21 protein-coding genes are annotated in these 22868 nt (G+C 62.4%); 14 read left to right on the top strand and 7 right to left on the bottom strand.

The features are described 5' to 3' along the window. The first annotated feature begins 201 nt into the window (after positions 1 to 201). The 4 genes from CTEST_RS08280 to CTEST_RS13380 all read left to right on the top strand — a co-directional run bounded on the left by CTEST_RS08280 (position 202) and on the right by CTEST_RS13380 (position 4360). Positions 202 to 567, top strand: a complete 366-nt coding sequence (locus CTEST_RS08280) for a YraN family protein (protein ID WP_047253341.1) — start codon at positions 202 to 204, stop codon at positions 565 to 567. Further along, positions 554 to 2053, top strand: coding sequence for a YifB family Mg chelatase-like AAA ATPase (locus tag CTEST_RS08275; RefSeq protein WP_047253340.1), 1500 nt, complete (start codon positions 554 to 556; stop codon positions 2051 to 2053). The genes CTEST_RS08280 and CTEST_RS08275 overlap by 14 nt, the downstream gene beginning before the upstream one ends. Continuing rightward, complete coding sequence (gene dprA / locus CTEST_RS08270; RefSeq protein WP_047253339.1) at positions 2050 to 3207, top strand: DNA-processing protein DprA; 1158 nt, start codon at positions 2050 to 2052, stop codon at positions 3205 to 3207. Before CTEST_RS08275 ends, dprA begins: the two co-directional genes overlap by 4 nt. A 142-nt stretch (positions 3208 to 3349) precedes the next feature. After that, a complete protein-coding gene (locus CTEST_RS13380) occupies positions 3350 to 4360 on the top strand; it encodes a type IV toxin-antitoxin system AbiEi family antitoxin domain-containing protein (protein WP_158408157.1) in 1011 nt (336 codons plus the stop codon). On the opposite strand, the gene CTEST_RS08260 is transcribed toward CTEST_RS13380, so the two are convergent. After that, entirely contained in the window at positions 4258 to 5496 is a 1239-nt protein-coding gene (locus CTEST_RS08260) for an IS256 family transposase (protein WP_047253337.1), read from the bottom strand. The two genes, CTEST_RS13380 and CTEST_RS08260, sit on opposite strands and share 103 nt — an antisense overlap. Positions 5497 to 5684: 188 nt before the next feature. Here CTEST_RS08260 and CTEST_RS13680 point away from each other — a divergent pair, with 188 nt between their 5' ends. From CTEST_RS13680 to CTEST_RS13375, 4 genes are all read left to right on the top strand, one after another. Next, positions 5685 to 5822, top strand: coding sequence for a hypothetical protein (locus tag CTEST_RS13680; RefSeq protein ID WP_158408156.1), 138 nt, complete (start codon positions 5685 to 5687; stop codon positions 5820 to 5822). Positions 5823 to 5882: 60 nt separating this feature from the next. Then, positions 5883 to 6722: a nucleotidyl transferase AbiEii/AbiGii toxin family protein gene (locus CTEST_RS08255; RefSeq protein WP_052844339.1), complete on the top strand. Its 840-nt coding sequence runs from the start codon at positions 5883 to 5885 to the stop codon at positions 6720 to 6722. A gap of 413 nt (positions 6723 to 7135) precedes the next feature. Next, positions 7136 to 8011, top strand: a complete 876-nt coding sequence (locus CTEST_RS08250) for a tyrosine recombinase XerC (RefSeq protein WP_047254327.1) — start codon at positions 7136 to 7138, stop codon at positions 8009 to 8011. A gap of 17 nt (positions 8012 to 8028) precedes the next feature. Continuing rightward, on the top strand, positions 8029 to 9378 hold the full coding sequence (locus CTEST_RS13375) for an LssY C-terminal domain-containing protein (protein WP_047253336.1): 1350 nt from the start codon (positions 8029 to 8031) through the stop codon (positions 9376 to 9378). On the opposite strand, the gene CTEST_RS08240 is transcribed toward CTEST_RS13375, so the two are convergent. Then, positions 9326 to 9814 (bottom strand): M23 family metallopeptidase, encoded by a 489-nt coding sequence (locus CTEST_RS08240; RefSeq protein WP_047253335.1) that lies wholly within the window; start codon positions 9812 to 9814, stop codon positions 9326 to 9328. The two genes, CTEST_RS13375 and CTEST_RS08240, sit on opposite strands and share 53 nt — an antisense overlap. Before the next feature lie 302 nt (positions 9815 to 10116). Here CTEST_RS08240 and rpsB point away from each other — a divergent pair, with 302 nt between their 5' ends. Both rpsB and tsf read left to right on the top strand, forming a co-directional pair. After that, entirely contained in the window at positions 10117 to 10989 is an 873-nt protein-coding gene (gene rpsB, locus CTEST_RS08235) for a 30S ribosomal protein S2 (protein WP_047254326.1), read from the top strand. Between the two features lie 116 nt (positions 10990 to 11105). Further along, the gene (gene tsf, locus CTEST_RS08230) at positions 11106 to 11933 is read left to right on the top strand and encodes a translation elongation factor Ts (RefSeq protein WP_047253334.1); all 828 of its coding nucleotides are present in this window, start codon (positions 11106 to 11108) and stop codon (positions 11931 to 11933) included. Positions 11934 to 12005: 72 nt separating this feature from the next. On the opposite strand, the gene CTEST_RS08225 is transcribed toward tsf, so the two are convergent. The 3 genes from CTEST_RS08225 to CTEST_RS08215 are packed head-to-tail and all read right to left on the bottom strand — an operon-like array spanning position 12006 to position 16279. Beyond that, the gene (locus tag CTEST_RS08225) at positions 12006 to 12668 is read right to left on the bottom strand and encodes a TetR/AcrR family transcriptional regulator (RefSeq protein ID WP_047253333.1); all 663 of its coding nucleotides are present in this window, start codon (positions 12666 to 12668) and stop codon (positions 12006 to 12008) included. 10 nt (positions 12669 to 12678) lie between these two features. Beyond that, positions 12679 to 14514 (bottom strand): ABC transporter ATP-binding protein, encoded by a 1836-nt coding sequence (locus CTEST_RS08220; RefSeq protein ID WP_047253332.1) that lies wholly within the window; start codon positions 14512 to 14514, stop codon positions 12679 to 12681. Then, positions 14507 to 16279 (bottom strand): ABC transporter ATP-binding protein, encoded by a 1773-nt coding sequence (locus tag CTEST_RS08215; protein WP_047253331.1) that lies wholly within the window; start codon positions 16277 to 16279, stop codon positions 14507 to 14509. The genes CTEST_RS08220 and CTEST_RS08215 overlap by 8 nt, the downstream gene beginning before the upstream one ends. Positions 16280 to 16724: 445 nt before the next feature. On the opposite strand from CTEST_RS08215, the gene CTEST_RS08210 reads away from it, so the two are divergent. The 4 genes from CTEST_RS08210 to CTEST_RS08195 are packed head-to-tail and all read left to right on the top strand — an operon-like array spanning position 16725 to position 21134. After that, positions 16725 to 18170, top strand: coding sequence for an extracellular solute-binding protein (locus CTEST_RS08210; protein ID WP_144413317.1), 1446 nt, complete (start codon positions 16725 to 16727; stop codon positions 18168 to 18170). 23 nt (positions 18171 to 18193) lie between these two features. Further along, entirely contained in the window at positions 18194 to 19111 is a 918-nt protein-coding gene (locus tag CTEST_RS08205) for a carbohydrate ABC transporter permease (protein WP_047254324.1), read from the top strand. Between the two features lie 6 nt (positions 19112 to 19117). Continuing rightward, entirely contained in the window at positions 19118 to 19951 is an 834-nt protein-coding gene (locus CTEST_RS08200; protein WP_047253330.1) for a carbohydrate ABC transporter permease, read from the top strand. Positions 19952 to 19958: 7 nt separating this feature from the next. Then, the gene (locus CTEST_RS08195; protein ID WP_047253329.1) at positions 19959 to 21134 is read left to right on the top strand and encodes an ABC transporter ATP-binding protein; all 1176 of its coding nucleotides are present in this window, start codon (positions 19959 to 19961) and stop codon (positions 21132 to 21134) included. A 31-nt stretch (positions 21135 to 21165) separates the two neighbouring features. On the opposite strand, the gene CTEST_RS08190 is transcribed toward CTEST_RS08195, so the two are convergent. Further along, positions 21166 to 22014 carry a ParB N-terminal domain-containing protein gene (locus CTEST_RS08190; RefSeq protein WP_047253328.1) on the bottom strand — a complete coding sequence of 283 codons (849 nt, stop codon included), beginning with the start codon at positions 22012 to 22014 and terminating at the stop codon, positions 21166 to 21168. A 2-nt stretch (positions 22015 to 22016) separates the two neighbouring features. Then, a complete protein-coding gene (locus CTEST_RS08185; RefSeq protein ID WP_047253327.1) occupies positions 22017 to 22742 on the bottom strand; it encodes a metallophosphoesterase family protein in 726 nt (241 codons plus the stop codon). Between the last annotated feature and the right edge of the window lie 126 nt (positions 22743 to 22868).

Raw genomic sequence — 22868 nt, 5'->3', positions numbered from 1 at the left:
AGACCTTTCATCGGGCGATGCCGTGTCGCCTGCCGCCAAAAACATGAACAATTAAGGCTTGTCAAGCAGGTGCCCCCTGGACCTGTGGACAAATTCCGGTTATCCACAGTTTCCGCCCCGTGGGCGCATCGACCATTGCCACGAGCTGAACACTGGGGAGAGGGTGGAGGAGTAAAGCACTGTCTATCCAGGGGGAATAACATGAGCACTCCAGTACGCACCCGACTGGCTCAACGGGGTGAGACCTTCGCCGCTCGCCTCTATCAACGCCAAGGCGCCACAGTTCTCGACAGAAATGTCCGCTATCCCGTCGGCGAGCTCGACATCATCGTCCGAGAACCGGATGGCACGGTCGTCTTCGTCGAAGTGAAAACCCGGTCGGGGAGGGGATACGGCGGCGCGGAAGCCGTCACCGGACGAAAGCTAGCGCGCATGCGGCGAGCAGCCGCCCTGTGGCTCGACGGTCGCCCATACGTGTCCGTGCGTTTCGACGTCGTCGCCCTCACCACCGCAGGCACCACCTTCGAGGTCGAGTGCTACGAAGGAGTAGAACATGGCGCTCGGTAGGAGCTTCACCACTGCCCTGGAGGGCGTCGATGCCCGCATCGTCACCGTTGAGGCGAACATCGGACCTGGGCTTCCTGGCATCCACGTCGTGGGCCTTGGCGACGCCGCCGTGAGTGAATCGCGTGATCGAATCCGCACGGCATTCGCCAACTCCCAGCTAGCGTGGCCAAAGACGAAGATCGTCGTGTCGATGTCGCCAGCATCATTGCGCAAAGCTGGCTCACACTTTGACCTTCCCACGGCACTGGCTGTCCTCGCAGCACGCGAGCCCGGCGCCACGGCAAAACTCGATCGCACGATCGTCCTCGGGGAGCTGGGGCTGGACGGCTCAGTCCGGGAAGTCCCGGGAGTTCTGCCGTCGCTGCTTGCCGCCGCTGCCCACGGTTGCGAGTATGCGCTCATTCCCGCCGCTAGCCAGGAACAAGCCATGCTCGTCCCTGGCCTGCACGTCTTGCCCGTGTCATCCCTCCAACAGGCGTGGGAGTGGGCACTGGGAGAAACGATGCTCTTCGAAGCCAGTGGACAGCCAACCCAGCCAGCACCAGCTCCCACCGCCGACTTTTCCGACATCGCCGGTCAATCAGAGGCCAAACTCGCCGCCGAAGTCGCGGCCGCCGGGGGACACCACCTCATCATGATCGGCCCACCCGGCTCAGGAAAGTCCATGATCGCTGCGCGTCTGCCCAGCATCATGCCTCCGCTGACTCCCCAAAGCTGTCTGGAAGCGACGGTCGTGCATTCTGTGGTCGGTGAATCCGGCGTGGTCACCCGTGCACCATTCATCGCCCCACACCATTCAGTGTCAAGGGCCGCACTCCTCGGCGGTGGCTCCGGGCGCGCCCACCCCGGGGCAGTCAGCCTGGCCCATCACGGAGTGCTCTTTCTCGACGAGGTCTCCGAAATCCCCGCGGCCATCCTCGACAGCCTGCGAACTCCCCTTGAGGACGGAGAAGTTCGACTCGTCCGCTCACGGCGGGAGGTAACTTTTCCCGCCCAGTTTCAGTTGGTGCTGGCTGCCAATCCGTGCCGCTGCGCCGCGGATGACCCCACGAGGTGCACCTGCACGTCCCGCCAGCGCGCCACGTACCTCAACAATCTCTCCGGCCCGCTCCGCGACCGCCTCGACATGGTCATCAACCTCACCGGGTCCGGCGCGGTGCTCACCACTGCCTTCGGCGAGAGCTCTGCCACCATCGCAGATCGCGTGGCAGCGGCCAGGGCCAAAGCCGAACAACGGTGGTCGAGCCACGGGCTGGCCGCCAGCGTCAATGCCCACGTTGATCCGCATCTGCTTCGGCGACACCACCCCGCCACAGAGGATGCAATGGCCTACCTTGGCGGCTTGCTGGCACAGGGCAGAATCAGCCAACGCGGCGTCGATCGCTCCTTGAAGCTCAGTTGGACGCTCGCTGACCTCGCGGGAGAAGACCAACCGACGCTGGATCACCTCGGCCTTGCCGTGACGCTGAGAGGGGGACGGATATGAGCACCCTGAAGTCATGGGCCTACCTCAGTCGAGTGGTGGAAGGCCCCAGCCGGCCACTGCAAGCACTTCTTAATGCTGGTCGCGACGCCGACGAGATTGCCCACGGCGTACGGACGCGCGCCAGTTGGCTGGGAGACCTCCATTCCCAAACCGAGTCGCGCTACGCCTGGGACCGGGCATCAGAAGATTTGGCGCAGGCGGAAACGATCGGCGCCCGGCTGATCAGCCCCGAAAGCCCCGAGTGGCCTGCCGCAGAACTGGACCAAGCTTTCGGATTCGCTGCCACCGGACGCAGTGACCACGTCCGCAGCTACCAAGCGGATGCCGTAGCACCACACGCTTTGTGGGTGCGGGGCGCCAACGTGAAGGCGGCTGTTGCGCAATCGGTCGCCATCGTGGGCACGCGCGCCCTCACCCGCTACGGGATGGAAGCCACGAAGCTACTCGTCAGCGGACTCGCCGCCCACCAATGGACGGTTGTCTCCGGAGGGGCGCTAGGGATAGACACCGTAGCGCAGGAAGCCGCGCTCGACTCCGGGGGAGTGACCATTGCCGTTGCCGCCTGCGGCCTCGACCAGTCATACCCCGCCCGAAATGCGGCGCTGTTTGATCGGATTGCCGATCGCGGCTGTCTGATCAGTGAGTATCCCCCGGGAACTCCGCCCCAACGCCACCGCTTCCTCACCCGCAATCGGCTGGTCGCAGCACTAACCCAAGGGACGGTCATCGTGGAGGCTGCCTGGAGATCCGGTGCTCTGAATACCCTCAGCTGGGCGGAAGGTTTGGGCAGGATTCCCATGGCTATACCTGGCCCGATTACCGGGGTGGGGTCCTTGGGATGCCACGAGCGGATCAAGCGGGGCAGAGCGGAATTGATCACTGGTGCCGACGACATTCGTGCACTCCTCGGAGCAGTGGGTGCCCTCGACGTGGAGGAGCAATACGAGTTGGCCTTCGCGGCAACTCCCGCCCAATCGCTGAGCCGCAACGAACTCCGCGTGTTCGACGCCTGCCCTCCGGAGGGATCAATCACCCACGACGTTGCCCGGTCAGCTGGAATGACTGTCCCGTTGACGATGCACGTCCTGATGGAGTTGGAAAGCCGCCAACTTGTCCGTCGGGAAGGGTCCAAGTGGTGCCGGCAGAATGGTTAGGGATATAACGGGTACAGGGTCCGCACATCTAGTGCTCAACCGGGCCCTCTATAGTCTGCAAAAATATCCTAATGTGTAATTTTTGCAGTGGATGACAGGGGTAGATCGCTTCGGAAATATCAGATGGTGTAATATTTGCAGTATGAAGACCGCAACGGCGACAGAGATTGTGTTGGATCTCGCTTCCCAACAATGGGGGATGGTGACCACAGCTCAAGCAAAGGAGGCCGGGGTCTCGGCCGTTATGCTCAGTCGACTGGTGGAAAAGTCAGTTCTAGCACGGGTGCGCTCCGGGGTGTATCTTTCCACCTCTGCCGGGTGGTCATCGGCGACCGAGGTCCGAGCGCAGTGGATGGCACTGGAGCCAAAAGCCATGGCGGCTGACCGCCTTGGTGCGCAACCGAGCGCCGTGGTGTCGCACGAATCCGCTGCCGAACTGCGCCGCATCGGAGATCTTGAAAGCCCCCAAATATGTTTCACTGTGCCTACTAGGCGTCAAAGTCGCCAACCCGAGGTTATGTTCCGTATTTCTAAGCTCAATGACGAGGACTGGGATGTCGTTGATGGAATGCCGGTGACCACCGCCGTGCGCACGCTCACTGATCTGGCCCGAGCCGGTCACGAACCTGGCCATCTCACCGACATGATCGGCGATATCCTTCAACAGCGTGCGGCGACCCGCGCTGAAGTCGCCGATGCGCTGGTAGATATAGCCGATATCCTCACCATCACTCCGCATACTGCTCAGGGAGCACGAGCGTGGTTGGATGAGCGATTTCCCGGCCCAGATCCGTCCTCACCGACGGTGGAAAATCTGCAGGAGACCGTGTCCCAAGTACTAGCCGCGATGCCGCCGCTATCTACACAGCAGATGAGGGTCCTGCAAGAAATCATCGAAAAGTCACTTGAGCCCGTCCAAGAGCAAATGCAAAGTGTCCTCGAGACGCTAAACAGCAGGGTCAAGTCCGCGGGAGTGGTGTTTCTACCTTTCGATAAAACTGAAGACCTAACGACCCCAAGGGCCGGCACGCACCCGATACCAATACCGGTTCATGCCACCACCTCAGCCTTCTCACCGGGGTCAATGATATTAGCCCTCATCAGCGTCTTGGTCTGCTCCAGACTCGTCAACGACATATACCGTTTCTGCTGAATCCAATCATCATGCTGCTCCGCCAACACAGCCCCCACCAAACGGATCACAGCCTCACGATTGGGAAAGATGCCCACGACATCAGTACGCCTACGGATCTCCCGATTGAGCCGCTCAGTCGGGTTATTCGACCACACCTTCTTCCACACCGACTTCGGCGTATTCGTAAACGCCAACAGCTCATCCAACGACTCCTCCAGATAGTCAGCAACATGCGGAAACCTCTGCTCGCAAAACGCCACGACCTCCCTCGCCTGGGCCCACACCGAAGCTGCATCCGGTTGCTGGAAGATCGTGTGGAACATCGCCGATAACGTCGGCCACTGCGTCTTCGACACCAGCCCGGAGAGATTCTTGGCGAAATGGGTCCGACACCGCTGCCACGACGCATTCGGTAATACCTCGCCGATCGCGTGCTGGATACCCAGGTGCGCGTCACTAGTAACCAGGTACACCTCGTTAAGGCCCCTAGCCTTAAGATCCCGGAAGAACCCAGTCCACGACGCTGATGACTCTGCGGTGGCGACCTGCATGCCCAATAGTTCCCGGTAGCCTTCAGCATTAACCCCGGTGGCCAACAACACTGAGGTTTTCACCACCCGTCCGCCTTCGCGGACTTTCATGGTTAACGCGTCACACGAGACGTAGAGATACGGGCTGGTATCCAATGGTCTGGTGCGGAAATCCTCGACCATGGAGTCAAGATCCTTGGCCATCTCAGATACCTGCGACTTCGACAGGTTGTTAATCCCGAGGGTGGCGACCAGGTCGTTCATCCTGCGGGTAGAGACCCCTTTGAGGTAGCAAGTGGCGATCACGGTGGTCAGGGCTCGTTCGGCCCGGGTGCGTCGTTCCAGCAGCCAGTCGGGGAAGAAGGAGCCGGTACGTAGTTTCGGGATGGCGACGTCGATGGTGCCCACCCGGGTGTCGAGGTCGCGGTGACGATAGCCATTGCGGGTGTTGACGCGAGCATCGCTGGTGGTGGCGTAGTCCGCGCCGCAGACCTGATCAGCCTGGGTCGACAGGATTTGGTTGATGAAGCCTTGGAGCATCTGCCGCATCAGGTCCGGCGAGGCCTGGGAGAGCAGGTCGTCGAGGTAGGTGGTCGGGTCGATAGAATGAGGGCCAGCGGCCATCGTGGGTTGTCCTTTCGAGGAGATGTAGGAGTTGATTCGAAAGGTACCTGCGGTGGTCGCCCATGTTGTTAATGGGGCCGTCACCGGCAGTTACAGATACACCACGCTAGAGGACGTAACCAAACAGCAGTCCTGCTATCAGACAAGCTTTCGCTAAGATCCCGGACACAGTCACTCACAATCCGGCTTTGCAGCAGAAGGTGTTAGATGCCGCCGAGGCTTGCACTTCAGCCTTCGACAGCTTGCCTTCCCACCAGTTCGCTGACGTCGACTTCCAAGATTTCTCGGGCAGTGAAGATTTCAGGGGCGAGGATGCGGAAGAGTAAGCCGAAACGTACAGACGGGCAGATCCGCGATGCCCTGAAAAAGAAGCTCGCGAGCAGGGGATGAATCCCAACGAAGCCTACAACCGATTCTTCCGGGAGCTGTTTCTCGCTGAATTGATGAGCCGCGACCAAGGATGGGTCCTCAAAGGAGGAACCAACCTTTACTGCCAGATTCCCGGTGCACGGCACACCCGAGACCTTGACCTATACCGCCAAGATGATCCGACTTCCTTTCTCCGGGCGGCTGCTGAACTGGTCGAGACCATGGACGAAGCGAAGATCGGGTCATACCGATTTAACGTTTCTATACCGAAAGGCGAGACAGTCGACGGTGCAATCGACAACATAAGCCTGAAGGTCGAGATCTTCTATGGTGTTAACCCGGTTGTGGAATTCGGAATTGACGTCAGTGGAGACCTCCATGTGCCGGTCGTAACCGATTTCTTGGACGTGCAGCGCTCTGATGGACTCGATTTGGAATTCATGGAAAGGGACTACAGGATCCGTTCTTACCCGATTGAAAACCAGATCGCCGACAAAATCTCCGCCATGTATGAGCTTCATGATCTGCGTCAGCAACCTTCTACCCGCTACCGAGATCTATACGACATCGCCCTCATCTCCTTGGAGCTGAGGGCCGACGCTTCCCGACTGGCTGAAGCCCTACGCATCCAGGCGAAGATCCGTTGCCTCACTCTTCCCCTCGAACTCCATCTGCCTAGCTCGGAGTGGGCCGACGGCTACGCCAGGCTGATTGGCCGGCTAGTCGGGCCTCGACAGGAGATCATTGAAGTCAATGATGCCCTTCGCATTGCCGGGGCATTGGCCAACCCAATCCTCTCCTCTGTGGAGTCGACCGTCACAGGTGAATGGTCACCGGATGCCGGACGCTGGATCTAACCTTCCATTGATTGTCTCTCCTGTGGTCTGGGAAGCAGATCGCTGGCTTGCCTCATCGCGTGGAAATTCACGGCGCACGGAGAGTGCCCCGACATTCTCTTCCGCGCGGGGCTATTTCCTGTTCCAAATGGCGGCGGCGGATTGTGGACGATATCGAGCCGGCATACACCCGAACTTTCTTTTAGGAGCTTAATGTAGTGTTTTGCGACTTCGGCGAGCGTCTGGCAACTAGATTTTTTCCCCTGAAGATAGCGTCATGGGTGCCTTAAGCACCGACTTCCGCGCGCCGATCGTGGGAGCGCTTCAAATGCTGGTAGCGCGTTTCACAATCCATCGTGATCTCCTCCGCCGCTTTGCGTCTTCGGCAGGAAGAGTGAGCAACGACTGGCAAAGTCGCGGGTAGCATGTGCCACATGAGCACGCAGATCGAGGAGGCCATCGAGGACTTTGCCGAGCATATGCGGCTGGTCCAGGGCCGCTCGGAGGCGACGGTGCGGGGGTACCGTTCTGATCTGCTCGATCTTGCGCTGGCGACGCCGACTTTCGGTGAGCTCGATCTGAACTCGCTGCGCGCGTGGCTTGGTCAGGCGGCGGCGGAGGGTAAGTCGCGGGCAACATTGGCTCGGCGTACCGCCTCAGTGAAAGCTTTTTCCGCGTGGGCGCGGCGCCAGGGGTATCTTGCCGAGGATGTTGCTGCTCGCTTGGTCAGTCCGAAGGTCGGTCGTCATTTGCCTGAGGTCTTGGGGCAGAAGCAGGCGGGGGAGTTCGTGGGCAATGCCGCTTCCGCCAACGAGCTGGAGTTTTATCGGGATAGCGCGATGCTGGAACTGCTGTATGCCACGGGAATGCGCGTGTCCGAGCTGACGGGGCTCGACGTTAAGGATCTGGACTTGTCCCGGCGGACTGCTCGGGTGACCGGCAAGGGAAATAAGGAGCGCACCGTTCCGTTCGGGGAGGCCGCTGCGACGGCGGTTTCCACTTGGCTGGAGCAGGCCAGGCCCGGCATGGCCAAGGACACGCCAGCCTTATTCGTGGGAGTGCGGGGGAGTCGGATCGATCCGCGACAGGTGCGCCGCGTCGTGGAGAAAGCCGGCCAGGTCAGTGGGCAGCATGTTACGCCGCACGAATTGCGGCACACGGCCGCGACCCACCTCTTGGAGGGTGGGGCAGACCTGAGGGTGGTGCAGGAGCTCCTGGGGCACTCGTCGTTGCAAACCACGCAGATTTATACGCACGTGTCTGCCGAACGTCTCAAGGAAGTGTTTTCGCGCGCTCACCCGCGGGCCTGAGCGGTATTCTGGCGGGCATGCCGCAGAGTAAGCCCGCGCCGAGCTACGCGCCTCGGCAGGAGAAGGTGCACGCGCACCGATCCAAGCCTTTTTCGGTGGCGGCGGTCGTCGATTGGGTGTTTTTCGTTTTCGGGGCGGTGTTTTCCGCGTGGTTTGCGGTGTTGCTCATCCGCTCGGGGTTGAACCTCAACTGGTGGCATTTGCTGTACCTCATTGGGTTCTGGGTGGTTGCCGCGTATTTGGCGCTGCCGCGACTGCACCGTGTGCTCACCGAGCTGTATGTGCCGGACTATTTCATTGGCCGGGTGCGCACTCCCGACGGGTTGCTCGGCGATCCGGTGAATCTTGCGCTCCGCGGCTCGGGTGAACAGGTCGCGGCGGCATTCGAGAAGGCCGGGTGGGTGGTCGCGGATCCGATTACTTTTAAGTCTTCCCGGCGAATCATCACCAGCTCGTTGACGGGGCGTTCCTATCCGGAGGCGCCGGTCAGCTCGCTGAATCTCTTTGGCCGGGCCCAGGATGTGGCGTTCCAACAGGAGGTGGAAGATAGTCCCTCCAAGCGTCATCACGTCCGGCTGTGGCGCTGTCCGGAAGGCTGGTTTCTGCCGGGTGGACACCAGGTGGATTGGTTGGCCGCGGGTACCTACGACCGGGCGGTCGGGCTGTCTCTGTTCACGTGGCAGGTGACCCACAAGATTGATGCGGATACGGACGCGGAGCGAGACTACATCGTGGAGACGCTGTGTCACGCCGATCGTGATGTCCACGTCGAGGTCATCAAGGACTTTTCCACGGGTTACCACCATCGCAACGGTGGTGGCGACCTCATCGATACTGATGGTGATCTGCCTGTGGTGGATGTCAACGGGGTCCGGGAGACGAGTTCCCCGCCGTGGGTGGCGGCAGCCAGTCATGACAAAGAAAGTGTCGACGCTCCGCCGCGTCCGGCCGTGTTCATCCTCGCCGTGGCAGCCATCATCACGGGTGTGCTTTTGCAGCTGGCGCAGGTGATCCAGCAGGGTGTGCCTGACATTCCGGAGACCGCGGAGTGGGATGTTCGGCTCTTGGCCGCGGGGTTGGCGGCAGGGATGTCACTCGTGGTGTACGTGCCGCTCATGGTCTTTTTCCTTCGTGGGCATTCCTGGGCGCGCTACGGCATGCTGGCGTTGTTGGCCTCCAATGGGATAACGACGATGCTCACCCCGATGAGCAGCACTATCGCGGAGGGTGCCCTAGGGATTCTCAACATCGCCACGTGGATCGTCGCGTTGGTGGCCCTGTCTGACCGGGCGGCTTCGGAGTGGGTGAGGGCCATCAAGGTCCACCGCCGGCAGGAGAAGGTTTCAGGCGGATCGTCGGGGCACTGAGCAGCGATAGGGGATTGAGGTAGTCCTCGCCGCGTTTGGCGCCCCATTGCAGGCCTGGCCACTGGGTGGTGGGATGCGCCAGCCTGCCGATAACGGATCCCTCTTCTACGAGGTCACCGGTGGCGACGAGGGGATGTACGGGCTGGTACGTGGTGCGCACCCCGTCGGCGTGGTCAATGGAGATGGTCGGGGTCCCGACCACCATGCCCGCGAAGGCCACCACGCCGGAACCACTGGCCAGGACATCGGCGCCGACGGTCAGGCGGAGATCAACGCCCCGGTGGCCGGGCAGCCAGTTCTGGGCGGGTTTATCAAATGCCCGGATGACCCCACTGGCGGTGGAAGCGCCGGTGCTGGGGTCGACGTAGGCGAAAGCTGGAGTTGGAGCAAAGAAGGCGACCAGCGAGGTCAGCACAGTGATGATGAAGGTCCGCATACCCCGCACGATAGGGCGGAGGGTGAGCGAGGCGGGCGTCGATAAGCGGGAACCTGTGGATAGTGGGACTGGTGTGACTGGCCTGTGGAAAACTGCGACACCTGGTTTGGCAACGGCTTGACCAGAGGTTAAGCTGTGCGACAGCAGTGTGTCTTCACGCTGACTACGCGCGGCGGAACAAGCCCACGCAGACATGGTCCCGGTTCTCCGGGTGTCGGCATGGCCCCGTCGCTAGGGTGCAGGATAAAAACCTGCACATCAAGGATAAGAAAACCGAAACTCTATATGAAAGTGAGCGTGACATGGCAGTCGTAACCATGCGCGAACTTCTCGATGCTGGTGTGCACTTTGGCCACCAGACCCGTCGTTGGAACCCGAAGATGCGTCGTTTCATCTTCACCGACCGCAACGGCATCTACATCATCGATCTGCAGCAGACCCTGACCTACATCGACCAGGCCTTTGAGTTCGTCAAGGAGACCGTTGCCCACGGCGGCACCGTCCTCTTCGTCGGCACCAAGAAGCAGGCCCAGGAAGCTGTCCAGACCGAGGCCGAGCGCGTCGGCATGCCCTACGTCAACCACCGTTGGCTCGGCGGCATGCTCACCAACTTCCAGACTGTCTCTAAGCGTCTGCACCGCATGAAGGAACTCCAGGCCATGGAGGCTGCGGAGAACGGCTACGACGGCCGTACCAAGAAGGAAATCCTCATGCTGACCCGCGAGCGCACCAAGCTCGAGCGCGTCCTCGGCGGCATCGCCGACATGAACAAGATCCCTTCCGCTCTGTGGGTTATTGACACCAACAAGGAGCACATCGCGATCAACGAGGCTCACAAGCTGGGCATTCCGGTCGTCGCGATCCTGGACACCAACTGTGACCCGGATGTTGTCGACTGGCCGGTTCCGGGCAACGACGACGCTATCCGCTCCACCGCTCTGCTCTCCCGCGTCATCTCCACCGCTGTGGAAGAGGGCAAGAAGGCTCGCGAAGAGCGCGCCCTCGCCGCTTCCAAGGAAGCCGCTGGCGACACCGAGGAGAAGGCTGCTGCTGACGCCGAGAAGGCTGCAGAAGCAACCGAGGCCGCTGAGGTCGCCGAGGCTGTGGAAGCAGTCGAGGCCGTTGAGGCTGCGGAAGCTGCTGTTGCTGAGGAAGCAACCGCCACCGAGAACTAATCTCATCTGAGGTTGTCTCAGGCCCCCGTCCGTCGTGTATGCGCGGCGGGGGCTTTTTCTATCGAGTACGCTCGTTGAACGAATACTTTTCCTACAAGAGGAGGATCGCCCGAACTATGGCGAACTACACTGCAGCAGACGTCAAGAAGATCCGCGAAATCACCGGCGCTGGCATGGTGGCCTGCAAGAAGGCCCTGGAAGAAGCCAATGGTGACTTCGACAAGGCTGTCGAGCTGCTCCGCATCAAGGGTGCCAAGGACGTGGGCAAGCGCGCCGAGCGCAACGCCACCGAGGGCCTGATTGCCGTGTCCGGCAACACCATGGTGGAAATCAACTCCGAGACCGACTTCGTGGCCAAGAACGCTGAATTCAAGGAGATCTCCACCAAGATCACCGAAGGTGCCGCTAAGGCACAGGCCAACACTCCGGAGGAGCTCGCTGCCGCTGACGTTGACGGCCAGTCCGCCGCTGACGTGTTGCAGGCCCTGTCTGCAAAGATCGGCGAGAAGCTGGAGCTTCGTCGCGCCGCCACCATCGAGGGCGACAAGGTTGCCGTTTACCTGCACCACCGTTCCGCTGACCTGCCGCCGTCCGTCGGCGTGCTCGTCGCTTACACCGGTGAGGGCGCGGAGGCCGAGGCTGCTGCTAAGGCTGCTGCCATGCAGGTCGCCGCTCTCAAGGCTGGCTACCTCACCCGCGAGGATGTTCCGGCTGAGATCGTGGAGAAGGAGCGTTCCATCGCCGAGCAGATCACCCGCGAAGAGGGCAAGCCGGAGCAGGCTATCCCGAAGATCGTGGAGGGTCGCCTGGGCGGCTTCTACAAGGACGTCGTCCTGCTGGAGCAGGCCTCCGTCGCTGACTCCAAGAAGAACGTCAAGCAGCTCATGGATGAGGCTGGCGTCACCCTGACCGCTTTCAAGCGCTTCGAGGTTGGCCAGGCCTAATCGGCCCTGCTTTTCGACGACCGCCGTGCCCCGCGCACGGCGGTCGTCTTCTGCTATGCGGGTCCTACTCGCTCAGAGTCCTGCCTCGACCCCGGAGAGAATGAACTCGACTTTCGCGTCGAGGTGTCCCCGTTCCACCCAAGAGTTGTGGGGGGTGATGCGGGTGTCGCGGCCACTGGCTGCGGCTTCATCCTTGAGTTTGTCCCGTGCCTGTTCTAAGCCAGAGCGGCCCGGGGATACCTCGCGCCGCATGGCAACGATGGACAAGTGTGTGGCTATCACCGTGTCGCCGAGAAAGTCGATCACGAAATCAAGGCGCTCGACGCTGCCTGGGAAGCCGGCGGCAAGCACGGACTGGGAGAGGTCCCGGAGGTAGCCCTGCACCGCTGCATGGGCGCCGGGATAGTCCATGATGATGCGGTCGATGCCCGGGTGATTTTCCAAAGTCCCCCACATTGATTCGACATAGTCGCGCAGCTGCTCCTGCCATGACAGGTCGTTCGGGGGTGGGACCAGCGATGCCGCGACTCGGATGAGAGCTAGCTCGACGAGTTCGGCGCGCGAGGCGGCGATGCGGTACAACGATGGCGTGGATACCCCTAACTCCGCGGCTACGTCGCCGAGGGTGAAGGTGTCCAGTCCCAGTTTCAAGGCGGCGTCGACGGCGTCGTTGACCGTGAAGCGGGGCTTGGGCCCCGTGCGGCGCCCGCCGATCGCGGGGGAGGGAGTAGGCATGCCCTCAACCTTAACGTCGTTCATCCGTGCTCTCGCGTGTCGGTGCAGGTGCCAGGGCCCAGCCTGAGGCGGCGGCCCGACGATCCCAGAACCGCCGGTATGCGCCTCCGGCTGCGTGGAGTTGCTTGTGTGTCCCGCGTTCGGCGATGCGGCCGGAATCGTCGAGGACGATGATCTCGTCTGCGGCCTGCACAGTATCGAGCTTGTGCGCGATGACGAGGAAGGTCGACCGCGCGCGAAGTTTGTCGATTGACGCCACCACATTGGCCTCGTTTTCCGCATCGAGGGAGCTGGTCGCTTCGTCGAAAAGCACGATCGGCGAATCCTTAAGTAGCGCACGCGCGATGGACACCCGCTGCCGCTCACCGCCGGACAGCGACCTGCCGCCTTCGCCGACGCGGCTGGCCCAGCCGTCCGGAAGGCGCGCGGCGATCGAGGTGACGCCCGCCTGGTCTGCGGCGGCGCGAACGTCGGCGTCGGAGGCGCCTTCGCGTCCGACGCGGATGTTGGCCGCGAGGGAATCATCGAAGAGGTAGACGTCCTGGAAGACCATGGACAACTGCGCCATGAGCTGCTCGGTAGTTATCTCCCGTACGTCGGCACCACCGACCCGAACGGTGCCAGCATCGACATCCCAGAACCGGCTGATCAAGCGAGCGATGGTGGTCTTTCCTGAGCCTGAGGGGCCGACCAGCGCCGTCATGGTGCCCGGCGCGACGGTAAAGGAGATATCCGTGAGCACCGGGCGGGCCTCTTCGTAGCCGAAGGTGACCTCCTCGAACTCGATGCGGCCGGGGGAGGTGATGTCTGCGGCCAAATCTGGCGATGGCTCGGGCAGCGTGGGTGCCGAGAGGATGGACGTGATCTCTGCCAACGGCGCGCGGGCGGTATCGATGCCCAGGAATTCCGACCCGAGGTCGTCGAGAATCCGGGTGAACCGCAACGAAATTCCGATGAACGCGATGGTCTCGATGGGCCCCAGCGACCCGTCGGCGACGAGTCCCACGGCGACGGTGATCAGCACCACGATCACCGCCTGCACCACGATGCCGTTGAGCGCCAACGGCACGAGGCTCATCCACAGTTCCTTCACCCGGGCACGGTCGTTCGCCGCAGCCGCTTGCCGGAGCGGTGCGAAATCGCCGGCCCGGCCTGCCGCCCGCAACGCCGGCTGGCAGGCGGCGTATTCGACGATGCGGTTAGCCAGCTCGGTGTCCGAGGGGCGCACCCGCTCGGACGCCCTGCGCTTGAGCGACTGTGCGGCGACCATCACGGTCACGGCGACGGGTGCAGCGATGCTGAGGATCAGGCCGAGTCGGACATCCCACAACCACGTCCCGACCAGGATTACCGCCAACGCGGAAGCGTTGGCCACCACGTTGGACAAGATGTGGGCGAAGGAGGACGCCGCCGACATGAAACCGTCGGTGACCAGGCGGGAGAGACCTCCGGTGCGTTCGGGACGAAACCATCCCAGCGGCAGCGACGCCAGGGCGTCGCCGATCGCCCCATGGGCGCGCCTGATGAACACCAGCGTCGAGGCGTAGCCGTAGCCTGTGGCGAGGTAACGCGAGGTGGCGCCCACGATGGCCAACGCCGTCAGGACGATGAGCCACCCCCCGATGCCGAGGCCCCACACCGGGGTACCGGTGCCAAGAGAAGAGGTGGCGGGAAGCAGCACGATGAGCGCGCCGCCATCGCAGAGTCCCGATAGCGTAGTCCAAGCGACAGTTTTGGTGCGCAGCGAGCGACCTTGAGGCCCGAATAGCTCCGAACTGGCCTTCAGCAGGAGCGGATCCTTGAACGCAGAAAGTAGAGATGATGGTTGTAGGGTGCGCTCAGACATTTTCCGGGGCCTTTCGGTTCATCAGCTCGTGGACGGCGTCGGTCGTGACCTCGGCGCCGGCGATGGAATCGACGATCCGACCATCGACAAGGAGGACGACGTGGTCGGCGCCGCGAATGGACTCGGGCTTGTGGCCGATCACCAAGACGGTGCGGCCGACGACAAGTTGATTCAGCGCCGCCTGGATGTCGGCCTCGCAATCGGGGTCGGTGGCCGCAGTGGCCTCGTCGAGGACCAAGATCGGCGCGTCGGCCAGGAGAGCCCGGGCGATGGCGATGCGCTGACTTTGTCCGCCAGAGAGCTGGGCATCATCGCCGACGATGGCGTCGAAGCCTGCGGGCAGGTCCGCGATCTCATCGGCGATGCGGGCGGCCCGCGCGGCGGCGAGGATCTCGCCGTCGGTAGCGTCAGGCCGTGCGAGCGCAATGTTGTCCCGAATACTGATCCGTGGCAGCTGCGGGTTCTGCAGCACAAACGAGACCGTCCGGTAGAGCTCTTCGGGAGGAAGTGACCGGACATCGATGCCACCGATGGACACAGTTCCGGCATCGGGGTCTTGGAAGCGGGCGACCATCGTGGCCAACGTGGACTTGCCCGATCCCGAGGGCCCGACAAGCGCAGTGATTGACCCCGGCGCCAGGGTGAGCGTCACGTCAGACAATGCCACGTTATCGCCGTAGGCGAAGCTGACGCCCTGGAACTCGACCCCGTTGTCGCGGGGAATCGGCTCCTTCGTGGCCATTGTGGTCAATTCCGGCCCTTCGAGCATCTGCGTGATCCGCAACGCGGCGCTACCAGCCAGCTGATACGACCACGCGGTGGAACCGAGCCTCTGGATCGCGCCGGGTATGACGAGCGCGATGAGGGTGGTGGTGAGCACCTGCACCGGTGACACCACGTCCGCCCCCACCAGCGCTGCGCCGCCGGCGAGGTTGACCAGTACCAGCAGTGCCACGGAGATTGTTGACTCTGACAGCGCAGAAATCCGCAGCAGTGGTCCCACCCAGGCGTCGTAGAAATCGCTAAAGGTCCGGGCGGCGGTGCGGAAGCGACTATGCGCCTCGCCGGTGCGACCGAAGGCCTTGACCACGGCGATGCCGTCGGCGAACTCGACTGCGGTGGATGACACGTTGCCCAAGTGGGTGTCCATCTCCGATGTCTTGACCCCCATTCCCCGCATGCCGATGCCCTGGACCAGGCCGTAGATCGGCAGCGTGGCAAAGGATAGAAGCCCGAGCCGCCAATCGACGCTGAAGGCGTAACCCAGGAGCATCACCGGGGTGATGATGGCAACGGTCGTGTCCACCGGCGTATATGCCACGAGGATGTGGAGGGTGCGGGTGTCATCTTGAATGGCCTTACGCACCCGCCCCGAGGTCGTGTCTCCGAACCACGATAGCGGTGCCCGCGAAATCCGCTCGAGGATCCGACGGCGCAGGATTGACCCGAGCGCGAGGTCAGCGAAATGAGTCAGCGCGAGAGCGATGAACAGCAATACGAGCTGGCCGATGAACGTAGCTAGCAGCCATCTCACCACCGGTTCGGTCTCCGCGGCGGAGACGGGCAGGCCCGATTGGTAGGCATCGAGGAAAATCTCGCCGAGGCGCACGAGCGCGATGTATGGAGCAATGGACAGGAGTGCGGATGCGGCACCTATCACTCGGCCGGCCCACAGCCGACCCCGCACGGGCCGCAGCAGATCTCGCAGTGCGGCTTTCGCGGCACTGCGCTTGTCGACGGTGTCCGTTGGGTTGTCGTCTCTCATGATTCGTCCTTGTCCACGAGGTCGCCTATGACTGTGTGTTCTCGAATTGACATGCGTATTCCTTCCCGTTGCGGTGTCACTGGTCGTGGCCATGGAAGCGAATGGGCCAAGGTAAGGCGCGCCTAACACTGAAAGTGATTAATAGATATGGCGGATGGATCTCGGGGGCGTGGGGTCCGGGCAGCCCGCCCCAGGTGATGGCCAATGGAGAAACTGCCCGAGATAAGAAAAGCCTCAACAGACAGCTTTTCTTCTATCGAAATGTCCAGGTTGGGGCCGGTATTCATGGTGTTCGCGTAGATGCTCCATTTCGCATGTCCTCTCTCCGTGTGCCCGAGATCACGAAGTGGTTGCGTGAGAGACTTGTATCTACCGGAAAGTGAATTTACGTCGTACATTTAGGACAGGAAGTTCAACATCCACTCAAGGAGCTGATGGAATGATGATGGCTTCGCAAGGACGATCTCCCACAGGAGATTCAGAAAGGCGGGGCCCATCGCTCCGCCCGCGAACCGATTGGAAGAAAAAGACCGCCGCGCTTCTGGCGGCTCTCACAGTCGCTTCCCCGGCGCTGGTGGCCTGCGCCACCGATGACTCCGGCCCCACGGTATTGCAGTTCATGGGCCCCGCCGATGGTGTGGATCAGTACAGCGCGGCGGCGGAAAAGTGCACCGATCAGGCCAATGGCCGCTACGTCATCAACTACAGCGTGTCCGCCAAGCAGACCGATGATCAGCGTCTGCAGCTGGCCCGCCGCATTGTTGGTGGCGATGACTCCTTCGACATCATGGGCATGGACGTCACGTGGACGGCGGAGTTCGCCGAAGCCGGGTGGGCCGTCGAATTCCCCAGTGATGTCGCCGACAGGGTGAAGGAGGGCACGCTCTCCGGCCCGATGGAAACGGCCACGTGGAACGACAAGGTCTACGGTGCTCCCCTCAACACCAACACCCAGCTCATGTGGTACCGCAAGTCCTTCATGCCGCAGGGGCCCGACGGGCAGGAACAACCGCCGACCACCTGGCCGGAGATCGCCGAACTGGGCGCGTCGCTGGCGGATGAAGGCAAGCCGTCCTACATGGGCGTCCAAGGTGCGCAATATGAGGGCATCGTGGTCTGGTTCAACTCGATGTTGGAAGCGGCCGGTGGCACCATCGTCGACGAGTCTGGTCGCGAAGCCACCATCAACCAGGGTGACGCCGCACAGCGGGCACTGGAGGCCATGAAGGCTGTCGCCACCGCCAAGGGCGCCGATCCGTCGACGTCGCAACTCGACGAAAACATGGCCCGCCTGGCCTTCGACCGCGGGGCTGCGTTCGCCCAGGTCAACTACCCCTTCGTCTATGCAGGCCTGAAGGAGAAGGCTGAGGGCGGCGACGCCGCGGCGAAGGAAGCGTTCGACGACCTCGGATGGACGGTGTACCCGGGCATGGATAAGGGGCAGCCGTCACGGGCAACCATCGGCGGCCTCAACATCGCTGTTCCGTCGACCTCGAAGCATCAGGATCTCGCCTTCGAGGCGATTGAATGCCTGCGCAACGAGGAAAACCAGCGGCACAACGCACTCACGGGTGGTCTGCCGCCGACGCTGACCAGCATCTACACGGAGGCCACGCCCGAATTCATCGAGGAGTACCCGTTCTACCGGGAGATCTTCGAATCACTAAATACTCTCGATCCTGCTGACCTTGGTCCGGAGGAGCAAAGCCTCCTGCCGGCCGAACGCACCGTCTCTGTGGCGCTGCGCCCCGCCTCGCCGGCGTACCAGTCGGTATCCATTTTGCTCGCGTCGCGGCTGAGTCCACCGGCCGACATCGATCCGGATTCACTCGTCCCCGAGCTGGAGAAGGAAATCGGGCGGGCCATTAATTCTGAAGGGTTGGTGCCGTGATGAGCGAGCAACAAACCGAAACAATGGAAACGAAGAAGGAACCCGCGGCCGTCGTCAAGCACAAGTATTCCGACGGACGTAAGGCCGAGCGACGCCTGGGAATGATGCTGGTGGCACCCGCTGTCATCCTCATGCTCGCGGTGACGGCCTATCCCATCATCTACGCCGTGTGGCTGTCGATGCAGCGCTATGACCTGCGTTTCCCGGCTGATCGGGAATTCGTCGGCTTCGACAACTATGTGGCCGTTTTGTCCTCGGGCTACTGGTGGGAGTCGCTGTGGGTGACGGTTGTCATCACCGTGGTGTCCGTGGCCTTCGAGCTCGTGCTTGGCCTGGCCATCGCGATGGTGATGCACCGGGCGATGTTTGGCCGCGGGATCATCCGCACCGTCGTCCTGGTGCCCTACGGCATTGTCACCGTCGCTGCCGCCTACTCGTGGAATTACGCGTGGACGCCCGGCACGGGCTACCTGGCTAATTTGCTTCCCGACGGATCGGCACCGTTGACGGAACAGTGGCCGTCGATCTTCATCATCATTTTGGCCGAGGTCTGGAAGACCACGCCATTCATGGCTTTGCTGCTGCTCGCCGGACTGGCCCTCGTGCCCGATGACGTGCTCAAGGCCGCCTCCCTCGATGGTGCCGGATTCTGGCAGCGCCTGTTTAAGGTGACGCTGCCGCTGATGAAGCCATCGATCGTTGTTGCCCTGTTGTTCTGCACCCTCGACGCCTTCCGCGTCTTCGACAACATCTACATCCTGACGAGGGGTAACAACGGTACCGGCTCAGTGTCGATCTTGGGTTACAACAACCTGTTCAAAGCATTCAACCTGGGTATCGGCTCAGCGATCTCGGTCCTGATCTTCTTGTGCGTCGCCGTGATCGCATTCATCTTCGTCAAGGGTCTCGGCGCCTCGGCACCGGGCAATGGGAAGGGGTAAACAGCCATGAAACAAGGAACCAGTAAAGAAAAGGCGCTGTGGACCATCGCCCTCGTCCTCGTTGTCCTGTATGCGCTCGTGCCAGTGGCGTGGATCGCGTCCCTGTCTTTCAAAACCACCTCGACGCTCCACGACGGGCACTTCATTCCCCGTGAGTGGACGTTGGACAATTACAAGGGCATCTTCTCCACCTCGGAGTTCACCCGAGCCCTCATCAACTCGATTGGCATTGGCATCATCACCACGCTGATCGCCGTCATCGTTGGCACCATGGCCGCCTACGCCATCGCCCGATTGACGTTCCCCGGCAAGTCGCTGATCTTGGGAGTTTCGCTGCTCATCGCGATGTTCCCTCAGGTCTCGCTGGTCAGCCCGCTGTTCGACATTGAACGCAAGGTTGGCCTGTTCGATACCTGGCTCGGCCTGATCCTGCCGTACATCACGTTCGCGCTGCCCATGGCAATTTTCATCCTCTCCTCATTCTTCCGTGAAATCCCCTGGGAGCTGGAGAAGGCGGCGCAGATGGATGGCGCGACACCTCTCCAGGCCTTCCGCTTGGTTGTCGCCCCCTTGGCGGTGCCGGGCATCGTCACCGCGGCGATCCTGGTGTTCATTTTCGCCTGGAATGACTTCCTCCTGGCGGTGTCGTTGACATCGACGGAAGCGGCGCGCACCGCCCCGGCCGCCATGGCCAACTTCACGGGTTCGTCCCAGTTCGAAGAGCCGACGGGTTCGATCGCCGCGGCGGCGATCGTCATCACCATCCCGATCATCATCTTCGTCGTCATTTTCCAACGCCGCATCGTGGCCGGCCTGACCTCCGGCGCAGTGAAGGGATAGCACCATCATGGCTGAAATCGAACTCAAGAACCTGACCAAGCTGTTTCCCGATGGCTCGGTCGGCGTGGACAAAGCGAACCTGCACATCAAAGACGGCGAGTTCATCATCCTCGTCGGTCCCTCGGGTTCCGGAAAGTCCACCGCCCTGAACATGATCGCCGGACTGGAGGACATCTCCGACGGTGACCTCCTCATCGGCGGCACCCGCGTCAACGACGTGGCACCCAAGGATCGTGACATCGCGATGGTGTTCCAGTCCTACGCGCTGTACCCGCACATGACCGTGCGAGAGAACATCGAATTCCCCCTCAAGCTGGCGAAGACGCCGCAGAAGGAGATCGATGAGAAGGTCGCGGAAGCCGCTCGCATCCTCGACCTGGACCCGTACCTGGATCGCAAACCGTCCAACCTGTCGGGCGGCCAGCGCCAGCGCGTGGCCATGGGTCGCGCCATCGTGCGCCGGCCGAAGGTGTTCCTCATGGACGAGCCGCTGTCCAACTTGGACGCCAAGCTGCGCGTCCAGATGCGCGCGGAGATTTCGCGGCTGCAGGATCAGCTGGGCGTCACCACCGTGTACGTCACGCATGACCAGACCGAGGCGATGACCTTGGGTGACCGCGTCGTGGTGATGAAGAAGGGTGTCATCCAGCAAGTCGGCGAACCGCAGGAGCTCTACGATCACCCGCGGAACCTGTTTATCGCCGGTTTCATTGGCTCCCCGTCGATGAACTTCACCCCCGGCCAGCTCAACGCCGGCGTCGTCTCCACCGGCCTGGGCGACATCCCGCTGGTCGACGAGCTCGCGTCCGCGCTCGGTGGAACCAACGACCGCCGCGTCATCGTCGGCGTGCGGCCCGAGGCATTCGAGGATGCGTCCCTGGTTGATGTGGATCAACGCAGCAAGGGCGTGCTTGTCGACGTCGATGTCGAGGTCCTCGAGTCGATGGGGTCGGACAAGTTCGCGCACTTCCGCTCACCCCAACTGGGTGGAGGCGAAAGCGCTGGCGTCATCACCTCCGCTGCCGCGCTTGATGCCGGTTTGGGCGAGGCAGACACGGGCTCCATGGTCGCCCGACTGTCTGCGGAATCTCCCGCTCGCCGCGGCGAAAAGCTCACTCTGTGGTTTGATCCCGCGAAGGTGACGGTCTTTGACGCAGAGACCGGGGACAACCTGGGCCGCTAGCTGTCAGACCCCACCGGCCGCTTAACGGATATCACTCCGGTTCGCGGCCGGTGTCGCGTACCTGCTCAAAGACTTCGTCTGACCATTCGTGGCGGCGGATGAGCCGGTAGCGCTCCGCGGCGATCCACAGGTACAGCTCCGCGTCGGTGTGGTTGGGTGCCAGGCCGATGGCCCGGGCGGCGTCGACGACGGGCTGGAATTCGGTGGTGTACCAGCGGTTGGCTATCTCCTCACGGGGCAGGAATTCCCGCTCGGCCTGCATGATACGGAAACCCCAGGCCTCGACGTTTTCGGCGAGTTGGGCGTATTTCCACGGGTTGGACAGCGTGATCGTGGCGGCCTGGTCGGCGGGCAGCGGGACGCGCGAGAGGAAAATTCGCCGGTGATCCTTGAGCACCAAGTCCCGGTTGGACTGGATGCCCTCGGCGTCGACCTGCGTGAGAATCTCGGTGACGTAGGCCTCGATCGTGGGGGCTCCCCGGTCGCACGCTACGGAGACCCGGTGGTGGCCGTCGACGACGAAGTACATGCCACCGACCTTGCGCAGCGACACTGGGGGAACGGTCTCGCCCCGCCGCTGGGCGGCATTGAGTCGAGCCCAGCGCTCCCGCGACAGCGAGGTGGTGGGGCGGAAGCTGCGGTCGAATTGCCCGGTGCGATCCACGGAACCGACGATCGCCTCGATGGGTACGTCGATGAGGCCGAGTTCGCGGTGGCCGACCTCGCCGAGTGCCGCGACCACCTCGTCATACGGCAAGACCTGCGTGATGTCGTCGGGCTGGAGGCGGAGCCGGGCCACCGCCTTGTGGAAGAGGGCGCGGCGGCGGGCGCGCGAGAAATCGGCTTGTGCGTCGGCGTCGGGGAAACCGGTGTCTGCCATGGTCAGCGTCCTTCCAAAATAAGATCTGCGCGGGGATGGGGATCGCGCTGGATGCGCGTCAGCGTCCATCCCACCGTATTAACAATGAGAGTGCCCCCGGTAGTCCACTCGCGCCGCGACACACTTCGCCGGGCGCCGTGCGGGTGGACGTGTCCGTGGACGTGCATGGCTGGACGCAGGGCGTCGACAAGCTTATCGACGCCGGGCATCGCCCGGTGGACAGCATCATCACCGGCCCCCGCCTCGCCCGAGGCATGGGTGAGCAGAATGTCGACGGGGCTACGATGTGCCTTTTTCAGGACCCTTCGGGCCCGGCGCAGGGCCTGCCCGTCTGACCACTGATTCGGGCCGGAATTGTAGCGGGCGCACCCGCCCAAACCAGCGATCCGCAGGCCCGCGACCTCGACGATGTCCCGATCAGCGGGGAACGCGCCCTCGGGTCCCGGCCAGGCGCAGTGACGCCCGTCGCGCAACCAACCGATGGGGGAGAGCCGGAAACCCTCCAGCGAAGGATCATGGTTGCCGGGGACCATGACGCACGGCACCCCAAAGGCCTCCGCAACGGCGGCGACGTAAGCGAAATCAAGGTCGCCGGCTGAGAGCACAAGATCGGGACGGTTGCCCGGCCCGAAGTTAATGGCACCCGGAACCGTCAAGGCCGGGCGTTCCTCATCCGCGATCGACAGGACAGTGACCGGCGCTGCTGCTGAGCGACGCTGTTGTTCCATTGGTATCGACTTTAGGCGAATCTCGGGGCGCAAGACTGACCGTGGGAGAATGTAGGATGGATTCAATCTGTTACACCGACCCACAAGGAGATCTAACGGTGACCACCGCTGACAGCCCCCGGAGTC

Origin of the sequence: Corynebacterium testudinoris (genome assembly GCF_001021045.1) — a bacterium.
Classification (GTDB): Bacteria; Actinomycetota; Actinomycetes; order Mycobacteriales; family Mycobacteriaceae; genus Corynebacterium; species Corynebacterium testudinoris.
Note: the sequence above shows the minus strand (reverse complement) of the source record. Positions and strands in the feature narration are given on the sequence as shown.

Bases quoted from the DNA above. Each gene is read 5' to 3' on its own strand.
- CTEST_RS08280 (WP_047253341.1), top strand. From the start codon at position 202: ATGAGCACTCCAGTACGCACCCGACTGGCTCAACGGGGTGAGACCTTC.
- CTEST_RS08275 (WP_047253340.1), top strand. From the start codon at position 554: ATGGCGCTCGGTAGGAGCTTCACCACTGCCCTGGAGGGCGTCGATGCC.
- dprA (WP_047253339.1), top strand. From the start codon at position 2,050: ATGAGCACCCTGAAGTCATGGGCCTACCTCAGTCGAGTGGTGGAAGGC.
- CTEST_RS13380 (WP_158408157.1), top strand. From the start codon at position 3,350: ATGAAGACCGCAACGGCGACAGAGATTGTGTTGGATCTCGCTTCCCAA.
- CTEST_RS08260 (WP_047253337.1), bottom strand. From the start codon at position 5,496: ATGGCCGCTGGCCCTCATTCTATCGACCCGACCACCTACCTCGACGAC.
- CTEST_RS08255 (WP_052844339.1), top strand. From the start codon at position 5,883: ATGAATCCCAACGAAGCCTACAACCGATTCTTCCGGGAGCTGTTTCTC.
- CTEST_RS08250 (WP_047254327.1), top strand. From the start codon at position 7,136: ATGAGCACGCAGATCGAGGAGGCCATCGAGGACTTTGCCGAGCATATG.
- CTEST_RS13375 (WP_047253336.1), top strand. From the start codon at position 8,029: ATGCCGCAGAGTAAGCCCGCGCCGAGCTACGCGCCTCGGCAGGAGAAG.
- CTEST_RS08240 (WP_047253335.1), bottom strand. From the start codon at position 9,814: ATGCGGACCTTCATCATCACTGTGCTGACCTCGCTGGTCGCCTTCTTT.
- rpsB (WP_047254326.1), top strand. From the start codon at position 10,117: ATGGCAGTCGTAACCATGCGCGAACTTCTCGATGCTGGTGTGCACTTT.
- tsf (WP_047253334.1), top strand. From the start codon at position 11,106: ATGGCGAACTACACTGCAGCAGACGTCAAGAAGATCCGCGAAATCACC.
- CTEST_RS08225 (WP_047253333.1), bottom strand. From the start codon at position 12,668: ATGCCTACTCCCTCCCCCGCGATCGGCGGGCGCCGCACGGGGCCCAAG.
- CTEST_RS08220 (WP_047253332.1), bottom strand. From the start codon at position 14,514: ATGTCTGAGCGCACCCTACAACCATCATCTCTACTTTCTGCGTTCAAG.
- CTEST_RS08215 (WP_047253331.1), bottom strand. From the start codon at position 16,279: ATGAGAGACGACAACCCAACGGACACCGTCGACAAGCGCAGTGCCGCG.
- CTEST_RS08210 (WP_144413317.1), top strand. From the start codon at position 16,725: ATGGCTTCGCAAGGACGATCTCCCACAGGAGATTCAGAAAGGCGGGGC.
- CTEST_RS08205 (WP_047254324.1), top strand. From the start codon at position 18,194: ATGGAAACGAAGAAGGAACCCGCGGCCGTCGTCAAGCACAAGTATTCC.
- CTEST_RS08200 (WP_047253330.1), top strand. From the start codon at position 19,118: ATGAAACAAGGAACCAGTAAAGAAAAGGCGCTGTGGACCATCGCCCTC.
- CTEST_RS08195 (WP_047253329.1), top strand. From the start codon at position 19,959: ATGGCTGAAATCGAACTCAAGAACCTGACCAAGCTGTTTCCCGATGGC.
- CTEST_RS08190 (WP_047253328.1), bottom strand. From the start codon at position 22,014: ATGGCAGACACCGGTTTCCCCGACGCCGACGCACAAGCCGATTTCTCG.
- CTEST_RS08185 (WP_047253327.1), bottom strand. From the start codon at position 22,742: ATGGAACAACAGCGTCGCTCAGCAGCAGCGCCGGTCACTGTCCTGTCG.